Source organism: Streptomyces sp. ADI95-16, assembly GCF_003721495.1.
In the GTDB taxonomy this organism is placed as follows: domain Bacteria; phylum Actinomycetota; class Actinomycetes; order Streptomycetales; family Streptomycetaceae; genus Streptomyces; species Streptomyces goshikiensis.
In genome coordinates this window covers 134,901-150,509 of record NZ_CP033582.1, presented here as the reverse complement: position 1 = coordinate 150,509, position 15,609 = coordinate 134,901, and the positions used below count along the sequence as shown (strand labels likewise).

Here is a 15,609-nt window from a genome sequence, read left to right as displayed (position 1 = left end):
CAACGCGAACGGGGTGCAGCGGCCCTTTCAGGAACGCACGGACCGGCGGGATCCGGCCCCCGGGCATGGGCCGCCCGGGTGAGGGTCGCTCTGCTCACCCCCACCATCCCCGCCCCCACCGCCCAGTTCCCGCTCGGCGGCATCCAGCAGCATCTCCAGCGCGACCGGGTAGGCACTGTGCGGCATGCGCGCGGCCAGCAGCCCGGCGGTCGCCGCGATGTTCGGGTACTCCTGCGCCGGCAGCCGGGCGTACGTCGACTCCCACCGGTCCTCGTCCGAGTCGCGCGCCTTCTCCGACAGCGCCAGCGCACCCGCGTCGAGCGCCGCGAAGGCCAGGGACTGGTCGATGTACGCGTGGTAGATCCGTACGGCGTCCACGTCCTCGAACCCCGCGCCCCGCAGGCTGGCGAGGATCGCCTCGTCGGCGGCGATCTCGCGCGGCCGGCCGGTCACCCGGCTCGCGGTCAGCAGCGCGGCCTGCGGGTGCGCGAGGTACGCCCCGTGGATGCGCAGCCCGAGCGAGCGCAGGTCCTCGCGCCACCGCCCGGTCGGGACCCAGCCGGCGAGCGCCCGGCCGATCAGCTCCTCGCCGATGGCCAGGGTCAGGCCGTCCATGCCGTCGAAGTACCGGTACAGGGTGCTGGGATCCGCCCCCAGGGCGGCGCCCAGCCGCCGGGCGGACAGGCCCGCGCTGCCGTGCTCGCGCACCATCCGCAGGGCCGTCTCGACGATCAGCCGCTCGGAGAGCACCGTCCCCTGCCGCGTCGGCCGCCGCCGTCTGCGGCCCTCCTCCGCAACCACGTCCTTCGCCATCCGCCCGCTCCCGACCCTCTCCCGTCCTTATGCCAACACCATTGACCTTAACTCGGAGCGCCCGGTTCCATCAGTCCCCTGAGGCACACGCCTCACAGAGAAAGGACCTCGCCATGCGCGTTCTGCTCGTGGGTGCCGGCGGCGTCGGGAGCGCGATCACCAAGATCGCCGCCCGCCGCGACTTCTTCGACCACTTCGTCGTCGCCGACTACGACCTGACCCGCGCCGAGGCCGCCGTCGCCGCCCTCGGCGACGAGGAGCGGCGGTTCAGCGCCTGCCGCGTCGACGCCTCCGACGAGACGGCCGTCACCCGGCTGCTCACCGAGCGCGGATGCGACGTCCTGATGAACGCCACCGACCCGCGGTTCGTGATGCCCCTGTTCAACGCCGCGCTGGCGGCGGGCACCCACTACCTCGACATGGCGATGTCCCTCTCCCGCCCGCACCCCGACCACCCGCACCGCGAATGCGGCGTGAAGCTCGGCGACGAGCAGTTCGAACGGGCTGCGGAGTGGGAGAAGTCGGGCCGCCTCGCCCTCGTCGGCATGGGAGTCGAGCCCGGGCTCTCGGACGTCTTCGCCCGCTACGCCGCCGACCACCTCTTCGACGAGATCGAGGAGATCGGCATCCGCGACGGCGCCGACCTGACCGTCGAGGGCTACGACTTCGCCCCGTCCTTCAACATCTGGACCACGATCGAGGAGTGCCTGAACCCTCCCGTGGTCTACGAGCGCGAGCGCGGCTGGTTCACCACCGAGCCGTTCAGCGAGCCGGAGGTCTTCGACTTCCCCGAGGGCATCGGCCCCGTCGAGTGCGTCAACGTGGAGCACGAGGAGGTCCTCCTCGTCCCGCGCTGGGTCGGGGCCCGCCGGGTCACCTTCAAGTACGGCCTCGGCGACGACTTCATCGGCAAGCTCAAGACGCTCCACGCCCTCGGCCTCGACTCCACCGACCGGGTCGCCGTACGCGGCGAGGACGGCCGCGAGGTCCGCGTCTCGCCCCGCGACGTGGTCGCCGCCTGCCTGCCCGACCCGGCGACGCTCGGGGACCGCATGACCGGCAAGACCTGCGCCGGCACCTGGGTCAAGGGCACCAAGGACGGCCTGCCCCGCGAGGTCTACCTCTACCACGTGGTCGACAACCAGTGGTCCATGCGCGAGTACGGCTCCCAGGCCGTCGTCTGGCAGACCGCCGTCAACCCGGTGGTCGCCCTCGAACTCCTCGCCACGGGCGTCTGGTCCCGGCCCGGCGTCCTGGGCCCCGAAGCCCTCCCGCCCGTCCCCTTCCTCGACCTCCTCACCGCCTACGGCTCCCCCTGGGGCATCCGCGACCAGCACCACACCCGGCCCCCGAGCCACTGACCACCCGGGGACGGTCAGCCCCGGGCGCCACCCGGCGGCAAGCCCCGACCCGGCGCCGGTCCTTCGCAACCTCCCCCGCATGTGCGGCGTTGTGTTCCTGTTGGCCCCGATCTTCAGGAGTACCGCGTGACGCCTACCTCTCCACCCGCCAGCGACGGTCTGTTGCGCCAGACCCTTGGTGAATGGCGCATCGGACTGGTGGCCTGGCGGCTGCTCGTCCTTCAGACCGCGCACCCGGCCGTCGCGGCCGGCACCGCCCGCTACTCCACCTACCGGGCCCACCCCTGGCGGCGGATCGAGCACACCATGGACAGCGGCAGCCGGCTGTTCTTCGCCGGGCCCGAGGAGCGGCGGCGCGAGATCGCCCGGCTGGAGCGCGCGCACCGCCGGATCCGCGGCACCGACGACGCCGGCCGCCCGTACACCGCCGAGGACCCCGAGGTCCGCGCCTGGGTGATGCTGACGCTGTACGAGGCCATGACGGCCATGCGAGAGCTCTCCGGTGATCCGCTCGAACCGGCCGAGCTCGACGCGCTGTACGCGGAGTTCAAGGAGGTCTGCGCGGCCCTCGGCATCCCCGACGAGGTCCTCCCGGCGACCGCCGCCGACGTACCCGCCTACGTCGACCGGACCGTCCGGGAGGTCCTCGAACTCGGCGACCAGGTCCGCTACCTGCTCTTCGAGATGCTGCGCGAGGCTCCCGCCCCCCGCCGGCTCGGACGCCTCCGGCCCGCCTGGCCGCTGCTGCGCGCCGTCGCCGCGAGCGTGCTGACCAGCCTGACCGTCGCCGACCTGCCGAGGGCCTGGCACGAGCGGTTCGCCATGCCCCGTACCCGTACCGCCGCCGCCCTGTCCTGGACGCTGCACCGCGGCATGCGACAGGTGATGACCCGTCTGCCGGACCGTCTGCGCTACCGCCACGCGTCCGACGAAGAAGGCCGGCAGCGACCTGCTTCCCGGCGGCCCACGGCGCCCCCGCCGCTGCCCCGGCCCCGGTCCCGCACCTTCGACTCCCGCCCGGCGCGGCTGGAGGCGTTCTTCCGGCAGGTGCTCGACCAGACCGGTGACGGGCGGGTGGACTCCGCCGACCTCCAGGCGATGGTCCACAACGTGTGCTGGCAGCTGGAACTCCCCGTCGAGCGCGAGGACCGGCTCTACGCCGCCTTCGAGTCCTGGTGGGAGCAACTGCGCGAGGCCATGGACGCGGACGGCGACGGCGCGGTGGAGTGCGCCGAGTTCGTGTCCGCGATGCTGGGGGGCATCGACCGGGATCCGGACTACCTCGACCGGGGCCTGGGGCCGGCGGTGCGCGCCCTGTTCCGGACCGCCGACACCGACGGCAGCGGATATCTGTGCGCGGACGAGTACCGCGTCCTGTTCGGGGGCCCGCGCGTCCACCCCGCCGAGCTGAACGACGCCTTCCGCCAACTGGACGGGGACGGTGACGGCCGGCTCAGCGAGGAGGAGTTCGTCGCGGCGTTCACCGACTTCTTCACCGCCCGCGCCGACACCGCCGCGGGCGTGGCACTGCTGGGCCGTCCCTGACTCCCACTCGACGTGACCCGGCCCCGGGGCATCGCGCTACTGGCCCGTGTGGTGGGTTTGGCCGTTCCGGTTGCGGACCTTGGTACGGATCCTTTTGGCTGTGTATCCGACCCCGGTGACGATGACGGTCGCGAGCACGTTGCCGAGGAGGTCATGGCTGAGGAAGGCGTACAGCGTTGACAGCCGCCTGGAGCGCGAGGTGCGCGACCTGGTGGTCGTCCCGCCCGGACCCCTCGAACCCGTCGGCCGGGACGCCGTGGACGATGCCGACTTCGAGGCCCGGCTGGAGCACATCACAGCCGAAGGCCTGGAGGACGAGGCGCTGATCGAGGAAGACCTCCGGCCCCCACCCGTCGATCCTGTCCAACCCTTGTCCAGTCCCGCGTTGGACAAGGCCGCGTTGGACAAGCCCGCGTTGGACAAGCCCGCCACCAGCGGCGACCGGCATCTCGGGCAGATCCTGGTCTGGCGTCGGCTCGTACTGCCCTTCCCGCTGCTGGGCGTCACGGGGTTCTTGTACTGGGCCTGCCAGGGGGCGGCCTTCAGCAGGATCGGGGGCTGGGCGGTCGTCCCCGCGACCGTGCTCTGCCTTCCCGTCCTGTACGGCAGCCTCAGGGCCACCACGGTGCGGAAGCTGCCGGCCCGCATCGCGGCCCCCCTGCTCCACATCGCCTGGTCGGCTCTGCTCGTCCTTGACCAACTGCCGTGGCCCCCGCCCGGCACCGGCACGAGATGGAGCAGCCGAGACGGAGCCCGCGGGCAGCGGTACCCGGGCGGGGGAACCTCAGGCCGTGTCGCGCAGGGTCCGGGCCTCCCGGGTGAGCCATGCCGGGCGGACCGTCTCGACATTGCGGCCGACGCCTGCGGCGGCGCGCTCCAGGGCCTCGGCCGCCACCGCCAGGTCTCCGGCGGCCCGCGCGCGAGCGGCGTCCGCGAGTGCCTGGGCCCCCGCGCCTTCCGGGGATCCGGCGCGCTGGAAGGAGGCCGCGGAGCGGTCCGCCGTCCCGGCCGCCTCCTCGTACCGGTCGCCGGTCCAGTGCGTCCAGGCCAGGTTGTAGAGGCAGACGCCTTCGGTGCGCGGGTTCTCCATGGCCGATGCCGCGTGGAACGCGGCCTCCAGCGAGGCGACCGCCTCGGCATGCCGTCCCAGAGCGAGCTGGGCCACGCCCTTGGCGTTGAGCGCGTAGTCCGTCGCCTCCCGCACCCCCGCCACCTGATAGGCGTGTACGGCACGGTCGCTCGCGGTGATGGTCTCTTCCCAGCTGCCCATGGTCAGCAAGGCCGTGAACCGGGCGTTCCAGGCCCGTGCCTCGGTCAGCGGGTCGCGCGACTCGGCAGCGATGGCGTTCAGCCGCTCGGCGCTGGCCAGAGCTTCCCGCCCGTGCCCCAGCGTGCTGTGGGCGAGGCTGAGGCTCAGTACCGCATGGGCCTCAGCCTCGGTGTCGCCGTTGTCGTTGGCCAGGACCGCCGCCCGCGACAACGCCGCCGTCCCCTCCTTGAGGCTGCCGAGTTGGCGGTGCGCGTCGCCCAGGCCGAACAGGGCGTCCTGCAAGGCCTGCCGGTCTCCCAGGCGCTCGGCCACCTCTGCCGCCTCCGTGAAGAGCGTCACCGCGTGTGCCAGCGGACCTCCGCTCAACCGGGCGTGCCCGTAGCTGATCAGATGGGCGAGACGTGCCGCGTCGTCGGTCAACTTGTCCTCCAGTGTCAGGTGCATGGCGATCGCCGCGAGGGCGGAGCCGTGCCGGGTCATCCAGGGTCCGATCGCCCCCAGTACCAGCGCGGCCTCGTTCATGTCCCCTGCCCGCCGGCGGTGTTCGAATGCGCGGCGGTGGGCGCGCACATCCTCCAGGCCGCGCCACCGCTCGCGCGCCGGGGCGGCGTGCGCGTACCAGTCCGCCGCCTGCCGCTCCAGTGACCGGCGCCCGAGCGCCCCGTCCTGGGGCAGCGCGCCGTACGCGAGGTCGGCGTCCAGCGGATGCAGGGCGTAGGTGCGGTTGGGCCGGTCCACCGAGAGCATCCGGATGCGCAGCAGTTGCGACATCACGCCCACGACGTCAAGACCGGGCGCGAGGGCACCCACGATCCAGTCGATCGCCTCCCGGGAGGCGGGCGTGCGCAGAACGGCGAGTACGTCCACCACGACGCGGGTTTCCGGGCCCAGCCGCCGGTAGCGGTCCTGGGCGAGACCGCTGACCACGTCCTCGCGCAGGGTGAAGTCCTCCAGCACGTCCCGCAGGGTCGGCAGTTCCAGCACGTCGTCCGCCACCGCACCCATCAGCAGCTCCAGCGCACGCGGCACCCCGTGGACGCGAACCGCCGCCCGCAGCAACTCCTCGTCGGACAGCTGTGCGACGCCGAGGCTGCCGTCCTGGTCGAGTTCACGCAGGAGCGCGATCGACTCGGCCGCGGGCAGCCCCTCGGAGAGTTCGACCTCCACGGCGAAGCGCCGCAGCTCCGGTGCCAGCCGCAGCGGAATCTGCGACGTCACCAAGAGGCGCGGAGTATGACGGTTGCGGAAGAGGCAGTCGAAGAAGACCCCGAGCTCGGCGTCCTCAAGCCGGCCGTCGTCCAGGAGCAGGTCCTCCAGGTTGTCCACCAGGATGACGACGAGCTCGTCTCCCATCGCGTTGAACAGCTCGCCGACCTTGTCGTGCACCGGGCGGTTCGCCGCCCATACGCCGAGCAGCCGCGCCTCGGTCTCCGGGCCCAGGGCGCGGGCGCAGTCGAAGTACAGGCGCTCCAGGGTGACCCCCGACGTACGGGTGCTCAGATTGACGATCGCGGACGGCAGCGGCGCCCGCGTCTGTCCCGGCCACTGGCCCTGCTCCAGCATCTCCAGGACCTTGGCGGACAGCGCGCTCTTGCCCATGCCCCGCCGCCCGGTGACGGTCACCATGCGGACGGCGGGATCCGCGAGATGACGGCCCACCAGCTCGCGTGCCTCGATGCGGTCCTTGAACAGCTCCAGACCGTGCGTCACCGGCAGCCCGATGACCCTCAGGGAAGACGCCCGCCCCGGCCCGGGCTCCGGCCCCGTCTCCGAGCGGGCGTCGGGCAGCGCCAGCGGATCCCCGATGCCCAGCAGCTCGGCGAGGCGGGTCCGCAGCGGTTCGTCTACGCGCCGCAGCGTGTGGTCGAGGCGGGCCGCGGTCAGCCGCCCCGGCCCCTCCCACCGATGATGTTCGGCGATCACCCCGACGATGCGAGATCCCGCCCACAGGGCGGAGCCCGACATGCCCGACCAGGGCGACACCTGGGGATCGGGGTCGGCGGCGGCCACCGAGACGGTGACTTCCAAGGTCCCCGTCCTGAGGTTGGACAGGGCGGCAACCGTTCCGTCCGCCTGGTGCAACTCGCGGAACTGCCTGCCCTCGGCGTCCCGTCGGCGCTTCCACAGCGGGAATCCGGCCGCGTGTACGTCGACCACGGCATGACGGTCGTCACCGATCCGTCCGAAGGGCGCCGGCCCGACCGGTTCGGCGCCGGCCGGAGGCGTGAACGCGAGCACCGCCACGTCCGTCGCCCCGTCCGACCACACCACCTCGGCCGGCGCGGACCACTGGCCCGGGCGGTCGGCGTCGAAACGCACCTGCACGCCGGCCGCACCGCTCACCACGTGGAACGCGGTGAGCACCACCGCGTTCCCGACCCGGTAGCCCGAACCGCGCCGGCCGCCCTTCCCGGCGGTGACGATGACCTCGGCTATTCGGCGCGGGTCGAGCCCGGTGGCCACCGCTGCCCCGTCAGTTCTCACCGAGCAGTTCGTCCCCGGAGATCAGGGCCACCTGCTCGGGCGCATCCGCGAGCACGGGCTGCAGGGTCAGGGAGAGCCGCTGGGTGACGGTCGAGGACCGCTTCGCGGAGGCACTGGCATCGAACACCCAGAACCGGACCTTGACTCCAGGCTCGTTCGTGCGCTCCACCCCCACCGTCAATTCCAGTTCCACACGCTCTGCCCGGAACCGGAGATCAGAATCCTCACCGGCCGACATGGCGCGGCTCAGTTCCGCCCGCAGCTGCGCGATCATGTCCGCCAACTCCACGGCATCGTTCATCGACTGTCCCCCGAGACAACTCACCCAACTACGTACGACTGCACGTCACATCATCACGCATCCAGATCAACCGCCGTCAATCAAATGCCTGTTCAGCCGGAGAACGCGCCGGATCCCGCCCGGACTTACCCGGGCGAAACCACCCACCCCGCCGACTGCCCGCTGCCCCGGCGCCCGGCCGTCCTCCCGCCGCCGAAACGATTCTTCTCCCCGTCCCCCGGACAGGTGAGTGACCAGCTCCGAAGAGAGGCCCCCCGCACCCGGCGGGCCCCTCAGCCGCGTCCCCGCTCCGCCAGGGCCGGCGGATCTGTTCAGTGCGTGAGGGCGTAAGCGGCCGGTTCGGTCTTGTAGGGGGCGAAGCCGGTGTTGTCCTTGCAGCCGAGCTGTTCCCAGGTCTTGTCGTTGGTCACCGGGTCGGTGTTCGTCAGCCGGTACTTGCACGCGCCCTTGATGAAGTTGCCCTGCACCCCGCCAGGGAAGTCGATCTCCTTGTTCCACAGGTACGGCGACTGGTAGTTGTTCACGCGGGCCGTCGCATTGACGTCGATGCCGCCGGGCGCGTAGATCTCGTACACCCAGCCGGTCTTCTCCTCGCCGTACGTCGCGAACCTCTTGGCCACCGACTGGTCGCAGCTGGTGCTGAGGTGCGCGCTGAGCTGGCCGCCGCCCTTGACGATGTACTCGGCGACGGGGGTGAGCTGGTCACCGCGCGGGGTGAAACCGGTCCGGAAGATCTCCTCGACGTTCTCCCTCGTGTCGCCGCGCCACAGGGTGTTGACGTCCTCGCGCCACTGCCAGCGCTCGCTGGAGGCGGTGGCCGCGACCGTGCGGGCGATCCGCGTGATCGTCGTGGTGCGCCACCAGTCCGTGGCCCGGTAATCGACGACCGGGCCACAGGGCGCGGTGGTGTCGTCGGCCGCCGCCGGCGCCGCGGTGGCGGTCGGGGCGATGACGACGGAGAGAAGGAAGGTGGAGGCAAGGACCCGCAGAGTGGCCTTCAGCATGCTACGACGACCCATCAGTCGAATGCGTTCGCGGAAAACGGAGGAGCACCCCGTTTATAGGGGCGCCGCTCATCGGCCGAGCCACGGTCCGGCGGACGGGTCACCCGTGCGGCGGGATCAGTCGTACTGGTAAAAGGATTCACCGAACAGCCCCCGCGCCATGGAAGGGGCGGCCCACCTGCACTTCGCCTCCCCCATGCCCCTATGCTGCCGCCATGGGTCGGGATCTCACGTTGTTCATGGTGGACTGGGAGCAGTTGCGCACCTTCCCCGCCCAGGACCGGATCGAGGTGCTGGACGACAAGGCCTGGCCATGGGGGCTCGACGACTCGTGCGAACTCAGCCGCGGGCGGCCCGACGGCTGGCTCTGGCCCCCGGGCCCCGAGCGAGCATGGTGCGCCGAGTACGTCTTCTTCACCACCAGCGGCGCCTATTGGCCGCATTTCCGCGCGGGCAACGCATGGGCTGACATACGTCTGCTCGTCGGAGCGTCCGTTCGTGAGGCGATGGACGCCTTCCTCGACGGTCTGATCTGGTACGCGGACCCGGCCGATGATCCGGCCGTGACCGGCGGCGGGGGGCTCTTCCCGCCCGCCACGGACCGCTGGATCCCGCACGCCCTCCTGGTGTGCCCGCCGGCGGCGGTACCCGGCAAGGCCCGGGCCTGGGAGCGGCTGGAGCCGTGCCTGGGCAAGCTGCGCGGGCCGTTCGCCGCCGAGTGCGAGGGCTGGGCAGGCCGCCCCGACACCTTCGAGGACTTCATCGCGCTTCTGCGCGAATGGGGCGACGTGACAACGGAGGCCGCCCGCCACGGCTGGGGCCTGGTGGGCCTGCCCTAGCCGCCGGCAACCAAGGGGAACGTGACGCACGTGGGTCACGACCGGGGAGCTTGTGGTCCCTCGGGGCCGACCGGTGTCCAAGGACGGCGTGGCTGGCTGTGCCGTGGTGGCGCCTTCACCACGCCGGACGATGCTCGGTGCCGAGCCGGGCGGGCGTCCGCGCCCGTCCGCCTTGCGAATCGCCACCCGGACGCCCGCGCCAGCAGCACGGCGGCACGGCGGCACGGCGGCAAGGCGGGTATGTCTGCAGAGCAAAATGAGTACGAGGACTCAGGCCTCAGCGGCGCCCGTCACCGACGATGAGTACCACCACCGCCGAGACCGGGAGCCCTCTCATGCTCAGCCGCATCGCCGACGTCCTGGTGCCCGCCGTCGGACGCCTGTCGGTGACCACCGACGCCGACACCGCTCTCGCTCCGGGCAGCATCATCGCCGCGAACCACACCTCACTGGCCGACCCGGCCATCGTGCTCGCCGCCTTGCGCAGGCTCGGCGCCGAGCCGGTCGTGATGGCGGCCGCCGGACTGTGGCGCGTCCCGCTCCTGGGCCGCGTCCTCGCCGGCGGGGGACACATTCCGGTGCTCCGCGGCGACCGGCGAGCCGCCGCCGCGCTCGACACCGCCGCCGAAGCCCTGGAAGAGGGGCGACTGATCCTCATCTACGCCGAAGGCGGTCTGCCCCGCCGCGAGGACGCCGCCGAAGCCGCCCCCGGCCCCTTCCGCAGCGGCCTCGCCCGCCTTGCCGAACGTACCGGCGCTCCCGTCGTACCCGTGGGCCACGCCGGCGCCCGCCGCGTCACCTCGGGAGGCGTCGGCAAGCAGCTCGCAGGTCTGGCCACCGCACCCCTGCGCCGCCCGGGCCTGCACGTGCACGTGGGCACGCCGCTACGGCTCACCGGGGACTGCCAGGCCCGCACGGCGCGGGCCCGGACCGCGGTCACCAACGCGTGGCGGACCGCAGCAGCTCACCTGGACGACTCCTCCCCGATCGCCGCGTAGCTCTAGGACGCCCGCCAGGTGATCCACTTCGCGTCGGCGCCATCGCCCTTGTAGCTGATGGTGGCCGGCTCGTCCCCCTTCGGAAGCATGTGGATCGAGCACTGCCGCACGGTGGCGTTCGGCTTGACCATCGTGTCCGGAACCGTCCTCGGGCACTGCGCCACTCCGGGCCCGCCCAGATCCAGCAGGATCACGGGCCGCACCTGCTTCCCGCCCGCGCTCTGGAGCCACACATGGTCCTGCATGCCCGGATAGACGTCGTACTGACCGGTGTTGAGGTACTCGATGGTGACGTAGTACGGCACGAGGTCCTGCCCGCCGTCGCCTGCCTTGAAGCGGCTCAGATCCGCCGGATCCCCGGCGCGTACGGTCTTGGGGGTGGCCTTGATCGGGACCAGGTGGCCCTTGCTGTCGTCGACGGCGGCTTCGGCGGGCGTGCCCGGCGGCAGTACCCCACCGCCCCCGCCGCCGAGCCCGTCGCCGACCTTCCAGACGACGGTGTCGCTCCCCTCCGCGGAGTACGCGACGGTCGCCGGCTCCTGCCCCTTGGCCAGCATCACCAGTACGCACACCTCCGCCGTACCCCCGGCGGGGACGGTCGCCGGATTGCCCTTGCGGCAGTGCTCCGGGAGGGCCGGAGCCGTGGCCAAGGGCACGTTGAGGACCATGACCCCCTTGCCGGACACCCCGTTCGTCCCGACCACGGACAGGGTGTCCACCAGGTTCGGCCGGTCCATCGCGAGCTCGCCGGTGTTGGAGAACTCGACGGTCAGGAAGTACGGATCCATGTCCTTGAGCTCGTCGTCGAGCCGGATACCGGCGAGATCGGCTCGCGAACCGGACAACAGGCTCTTGGGCGTGATCTGAACCGGCCGCTGCTTCCAGGTCGCCCGGCGCGCCTCGGTCCCCAGGGGCAACGGCCGCGCCGCCGGCTTGGCGGGCGGCGTGCTCGCCGTCCCGCCGGCACCGCCATGCCCTCCGCCGCAGCCCGTGACGAGCACCAGCAGCGCAACCGCCGCCACACAAACGGGCGTACCCCGACGCAGTCCCACGTTTCTCCCATCGATCCACGGCGTACGAGGCCGGTGAACATCCGGCGCCCGCGCCACTCACAAGCTTAGGGACGGCCCCCCGGCCCCCCGCCGCGGCCTCTGTCCACGCCGGCGGAATGAGCCGGGGTGATTTGACCACTGCGGAGTGGCAGCGGGATCACCACGGAGCGCGCCACGCTCTGACGGCGTCGGCGGACAGCTCGGAAGCTGCCTCCGCGAGGCGGGGGTGCCTTACGGCAACGGTGCGTATGAGGGTGAAGGAGGGCGCGGGAAGCTGGGGATACGCGATGGCGTGTGCCCGGTGGGATCGCAGCTGCGTTGGCCGCCGTCCTGCTGGTGGCAGCCGCCGCCGGGCCGGGAGCCGGGGACTCCGGGCGGCAGGTGGACATCTACACGCAGCCGCCGATGCTCACCATGCGCAGCACGCCCGTACGGGGCACCATCCCCCTGACCGCCATGGCCCAGGACCTGGACCGGCTGCTGTCCGCCGAGCACGTACGGGGCCCTACCTACTGGTGGGGCACTCGTTCGGTGGGATGCTCGCCCTGCGGTACGCGCAGGAGCAACCGGCACAGGTCCGCGGGGCTGGTCCTGGTCGAGGCGCTCGGACCCGCGCTGAAGCCGGCGATGGCGACGGACTGGGCGGCGCACGTCGAAGCACTGCGGCACCCCGGGACCCCCTTCGCCGCCGACCCGGCCTTCGAACAGGTCGGCATCGACGCTGGGGTCACCGCCATCGCTGGCGGCGGGCCGCTCCCACCGGTTCCGGTCGCGGTCCTCAGCAAGACCGCGCCCTTCGCGGCGCCGCCCACCATTGTCCAAAGACCTTCTCGCCAAGCTGGAGACGTCCTGGCCGAAGGCCCAGCAGGCGCTGGTGGGCCTGCGACCGCAGCCCCCACCCCGGGCGACATCGAGGTCTACGAAGCCCGTAACGCCGAGGACATTGCCACCCGCATCAACAGCGGCGAGAAGGTCTCGGACGTATGCACCTATCGACGTGAAGGGCCCCGGCGGATGCCGGAGCCCTTCACGTTCGGTCAGCCGCGGGGACGCCCGCGGCTGAACACGCACTGGTTTTCGCTCGTGCAGCCGGAACAGTAGGAAGAGCTGCTCCAGGGCGAAGGGTTCACCAGGGGCGTGCACGCGGTAGCCGAGGCGAGCTTAGAAAACCCACAGGTCCCGGTAGCCGCCCAGTCTCTGAACCGGCTAGGGAACCAAGACGCTGTGTGGGAATCATCGCCGCGCTACTTCTTGACGTAGAGCTCCTGGAAGGGAGTGAAGGGGAGCGCCTGGAAGCAGAAGTACGCGGTCCACTTGCCCGCCGCGATGCCCGCCTTGCCCGCCGTCTGGCAGGCCGCAGCCGTGCCGTGGAAGGACTCCTCATGGACGTAGCCCGCGGGGGGTGTGCCAAAGCTCGACGAGGCGGCCGACGGCTGTTGGGTGGCGGTCGCGGCGAAGGCCTGGGGGGCCGTCGCCGCAAGGGCGCTGGCCAGGACCGCACCATGCAGGGTACGTCGTATCGAGCGGTTCATGCTGGGTTCCTTTCGTCGGGGCGGAAATGGGACTAGCCGACGGCCAACGGGGGCCGTCTCGCGGGGGTCTGGGTCGCCACAAGATCGCGGTACTGCGGGCAGCGGCATCAAAGAACGCTGGTCCCGGACTCGACGAGGTCCCGGAGTACATCAGGACGACGTGGCGGGCGTGCGCGTGCCGTGCTGGAGATGGTCACGGGCGCTGGCCTCGACGACGGTGAGCGATCAAGCCGCCGTCCTACGCCTGCTGCCTGCCAGCCTTCCAAGAGGCATCGAAGCCATCGTCGTATGACGTCGACGACCCTAGTGGCATGCCGGATTGCCAGGCTGCGAACGCAAGCTGGTCGACGAGAAGGCCAACTGTGAGACTCATGGAACGTGCGCCGTGGCCTGCGCCGAGTTCGCGCCGGAGGAGCACGATCCCGTTGTCACCTGTAGTCGGACGGCGCCCTGCGACGTGCTGGAGTGCGGCACACATTTTCCTGGCGTGCAGCGGATCGACCATCGAGTCTCCCTCGGAGACGCTGAACAACACCGCGGGGTAGACACCCTCCGCGGTGACGCTGTGGTAGGGCGAATAGGACATGAGCCATCCGAGTTCTTCCTCCACCTCCGCCGAGCCGTATTCGGCAGTCCAGGACGGCCCGAGCCCGAACCGCTCGTACCGGGCCATGTCCAGGACAGGTGCTCCGCAGAGGACGGCCCGGTAGAGGTCGGGACGCTGGGTGAGCGCTGCACCGACCAACAGCCCACCGTTGGATTCACCGCTGATCACGAGTTGTGAGCTGGTGGTCCAGCCGCCGCGGATGAGGGCTTCGGCCGCAGCGTGGAAATCGTCGACCGACTTCTGTTTGTTCGCTCTGGCGCCCGCGGCGTGCCACTGCGCTCCGCCCTCGTCTCCACCACGTACGTGGGCCACGGCGTAGACGCCGCCTGCTTCGACCCAGGCAAGTATCTCCGGGTTGTAGGAAGGTGCAAGGGAGAGTCCGAAGCCGCCGTATCCATAGAGGATCGTAGGCAGCGGCCCACGGCGTGAGTGCGGAGCGAAAACGGTGACTCGGATCTGCGTACCGTCCGGCGACGCGCAGTTCAGATGATGCACCGCACCAGGCCGCGAGTGAAGCGACTGCCGTCCAGGAGGCGACGCCCAGATCGTGCGGGTGCGGGTGAGGGCGTCCCAGCGGAAGACGGTCGGCGGCGTGAATGGATCGGTATACGTGAACCACGCTTCGTGTCCCCGGCCACGGATCTCGCCGACGACTCCGGGGCCGGGGAGATCGATGTCAAAGAGGTGCTCGCCCGTGGCCAGGTCATGGACCGTGATCTCGCTGAACATGTGCCGGTTTCGGCCCGCCAGGAGAAGAGGACGCGCCAGTTTTGGGCTGTCGAGCATGGCGACGTGTTCCAGCCTCGCGTCCGGGTCCTGAGGGAGGATGTCCCTCCAGCGGCTGGATTGCGGGTTCTCGATGTCGGTGACCGCGAGGCGGCCGTGGGGCGCATCGCGGTCGGTGTGAAGGTACAGCTGTCCGTCGCGGCCGACGAGGGCGCGCGTGCGCGCACGGACGTTCCTCTGCACGGGTGTGAAGACCGGGTACAGGGGGCTGCTGGTGGTGAGATCGGCCAGCCACACCTCGTTGTGACGTACTGCGCCGATCGTGGCGGTCAGGATGAGCCATCGGCCGTCTGCGGTGACCGCGATGCCGTAGGAAGTCGTCTTGTGCCCGTCCGCGCCGAAGACGAGGGAGTCGTCGGTGTCAGGGTCGGTGGCGACGTGGTGCAGGTAGACGCGCCGATGGTAGTGCTCCTCGCCTGAAGGAACGGCCGAGCTGGGCAGGCTGCGCACGTAGTAGAAGGCGTCGCCGCTGGGCAGCCATGCGATGGGGGAGTGGCGGCATCGGGTGATGGGCCCGTCGACGATCGAGCCTGATGCGGTGTCGAGAACGTAGAGACAGCTGTCGGCGTCACCTTTGACGGACACCTGATAGGCAAGCTGGGTTCCCGTCTGGTCCGGGTACCAGCTGTCCAACGTGGTGTGTCCGGTGGGGTCCAGGGCCGTGGGGTCGATCAGGAGGCGCTGATTCCCGTCTTCTTCGGCGATGTAGAGGGCCGCGTGCTCCTGCTGGGGCTCCCGCTTCATGAAGAAGTGGCGATTTCCGCGCCAGACGGGCGGGCCGATTACGCCCACCGAGACCAGTTCGTTCAGGTGGGTACGCAGCTGGTCCCGCCCGGGAAGCGAGTTGAGTGCGGTATGTCTGAGGCTGTCCTGCTCGGCGAGCCAGGTCCGAGTTTCTTCACTGTCGTATTGCTCCAGCCACCGGTACGGATCAGCGACGGAGTGGCCGAACAGCTTTTCCACCAGACCCTGGCGTCGGGCGGCGGGGTAGGTGAGGGGTGTATCGGAAGGCAATTC

Annotated in this window: 13 protein-coding genes; 5 read left to right on the top strand and 8 right to left on the bottom strand. The window is 71.0% G+C overall.

What is annotated here, in order from left to right:
* Positions 1-27: 27 nt before the first annotated feature.
* On the bottom strand, positions 28-813 hold the full coding sequence (locus EES41_RS37585) for a TetR/AcrR family transcriptional regulator (protein WP_254211861.1): 786 nt from the start codon (positions 811-813) through the stop codon (positions 28-30).
* Between the two features lie 113 nt (positions 814-926).
* Here EES41_RS37585 and EES41_RS37580 point away from each other — a divergent pair, with 113 nt between their 5' ends.
* A complete protein-coding gene (locus tag EES41_RS37580) occupies positions 927-2,174 on the top strand; it encodes a saccharopine dehydrogenase family protein (protein WP_123083041.1) in 1,248 nt (415 codons plus the stop codon).
* A 126-nt stretch (positions 2,175-2,300) separates the two neighbouring features.
* Positions 2,301-3,719 (top strand): oxygenase MpaB family protein, encoded by a 1,419-nt coding sequence (locus EES41_RS37575; RefSeq protein ID WP_123083040.1) that lies wholly within the window; start codon positions 2,301-2,303, stop codon positions 3,717-3,719.
* Between the two features lie 151 nt (positions 3,720-3,870).
* Here the strand turns inward: EES41_RS37575 and EES41_RS37570 are convergent, their stop codons facing one another.
* The 4 genes from EES41_RS37570 to EES41_RS37555 all read right to left on the bottom strand — a co-directional run bounded on the left by EES41_RS37570 (position 3,871) and on the right by EES41_RS37555 (position 8,778).
* On the bottom strand, positions 3,871-4,086 hold the full coding sequence (locus EES41_RS37570; RefSeq protein ID WP_164496182.1) for a hypothetical protein: 216 nt from the start codon (positions 4,084-4,086) through the stop codon (positions 3,871-3,873).
* A 417-nt stretch (positions 4,087-4,503) separates the two neighbouring features.
* Positions 4,504-7,473, bottom strand: a complete 2,970-nt coding sequence (locus EES41_RS37565; RefSeq protein WP_123083038.1) for a serine protease — start codon at positions 7,471-7,473, stop codon at positions 4,504-4,506.
* Positions 7,463-7,774, bottom strand: a complete 312-nt coding sequence (locus EES41_RS37560; RefSeq protein WP_008740872.1) for a trypco2 family protein — start codon at positions 7,772-7,774, stop codon at positions 7,463-7,465. The genes EES41_RS37565 and EES41_RS37560 overlap by 11 nt, the downstream gene beginning before the upstream one ends.
* 311 nt (positions 7,775-8,085) lie before the next feature.
* A complete protein-coding gene (locus tag EES41_RS37555) occupies positions 8,086-8,778 on the bottom strand; it encodes a hypothetical protein (protein WP_254211860.1) in 693 nt (230 codons plus the stop codon).
* A 215-nt stretch (positions 8,779-8,993) separates the two neighbouring features.
* On the opposite strand from EES41_RS37555, the gene EES41_RS37550 reads away from it, so the two are divergent.
* Together EES41_RS37550 and EES41_RS37545 are read left to right on the top strand one after the other, a co-directional pair.
* Entirely contained in the window at positions 8,994-9,617 is a 624-nt protein-coding gene (locus tag EES41_RS37550; protein WP_123083036.1) for a hypothetical protein, read from the top strand.
* A gap of 335 nt (positions 9,618-9,952) precedes the next feature.
* Positions 9,953-10,615 carry a lysophospholipid acyltransferase family protein gene (locus tag EES41_RS37545; RefSeq protein ID WP_123083398.1) on the top strand — a complete coding sequence of 221 codons (663 nt, stop codon included), beginning with the start codon at positions 9,953-9,955 and terminating at the stop codon, positions 10,613-10,615.
* A 2-nt stretch (positions 10,616-10,617) separates the two neighbouring features.
* Here the strand turns inward: EES41_RS37545 and EES41_RS37540 are convergent, their stop codons facing one another.
* The gene (locus EES41_RS37540) at positions 10,618-11,637 is read right to left on the bottom strand and encodes a hypothetical protein (RefSeq protein WP_123083035.1); all 1,020 of its coding nucleotides are present in this window, start codon (positions 11,635-11,637) and stop codon (positions 10,618-10,620) included.
* Positions 11,638-11,961: 324 nt separating this feature from the next.
* Between EES41_RS37540 and EES41_RS37535 the strand changes: the two genes are divergently transcribed.
* Positions 11,962-12,768, top strand: coding sequence for a hypothetical protein (locus tag EES41_RS37535; RefSeq protein ID WP_123083034.1), 807 nt, complete (start codon positions 11,962-11,964; stop codon positions 12,766-12,768).
* Positions 12,769-12,911: 143 nt separating this feature from the next.
* Here the strand turns inward: EES41_RS37535 and EES41_RS37530 are convergent, their stop codons facing one another.
* Both EES41_RS37530 and EES41_RS37525 read right to left on the bottom strand, forming a co-directional pair.
* On the bottom strand, positions 12,912-13,199 hold the full coding sequence (locus EES41_RS37530; RefSeq protein WP_123083033.1) for a hypothetical protein: 288 nt from the start codon (positions 13,197-13,199) through the stop codon (positions 12,912-12,914).
* 238 nt (positions 13,200-13,437) lie between these two features.
* Positions 13,438-15,606 carry a prolyl oligopeptidase family protein gene (locus tag EES41_RS37525; protein WP_123083032.1) on the bottom strand — a complete coding sequence of 723 codons (2,169 nt, stop codon included), beginning with the start codon at positions 15,604-15,606 and terminating at the stop codon, positions 13,438-13,440.
* Between the last annotated feature and the right edge of the window lie 3 nt (positions 15,607-15,609).

Excerpts from the sequence above, each read along its gene's own strand:
- EES41_RS37545 (WP_123083398.1), top strand. The coding sequence starts at position 9,953 with ATGCTCAGCCGCATCGCCGACGTCCTGGTGCCCGCCGTCGGACGCCTG.
- EES41_RS37580 (WP_123083041.1), top strand. The coding sequence starts at position 927 with ATGCGCGTTCTGCTCGTGGGTGCCGGCGGCGTCGGGAGCGCGATCACC.
- EES41_RS37530 (WP_123083033.1), bottom strand. The coding sequence starts at position 13,199 with ATGAACCGCTCGATACGACGTACCCTGCATGGTGCGGTCCTGGCCAGC.
- EES41_RS37560 (WP_008740872.1), bottom strand. The coding sequence starts at position 7,774 with ATGAACGATGCCGTGGAGTTGGCGGACATGATCGCGCAGCTGCGGGCG.
- EES41_RS37585 (WP_254211861.1), bottom strand. The coding sequence starts at position 813 with ATGGCGAAGGACGTGGTTGCGGAGGAGGGCCGCAGACGGCGGCGGCCG.
- EES41_RS37550 (WP_123083036.1), top strand. The coding sequence starts at position 8,994 with ATGGGTCGGGATCTCACGTTGTTCATGGTGGACTGGGAGCAGTTGCGC.
- EES41_RS37555 (WP_254211860.1), bottom strand. The coding sequence starts at position 8,778 with ATGCTGAAGGCCACTCTGCGGGTCCTTGCCTCCACCTTCCTTCTCTCC.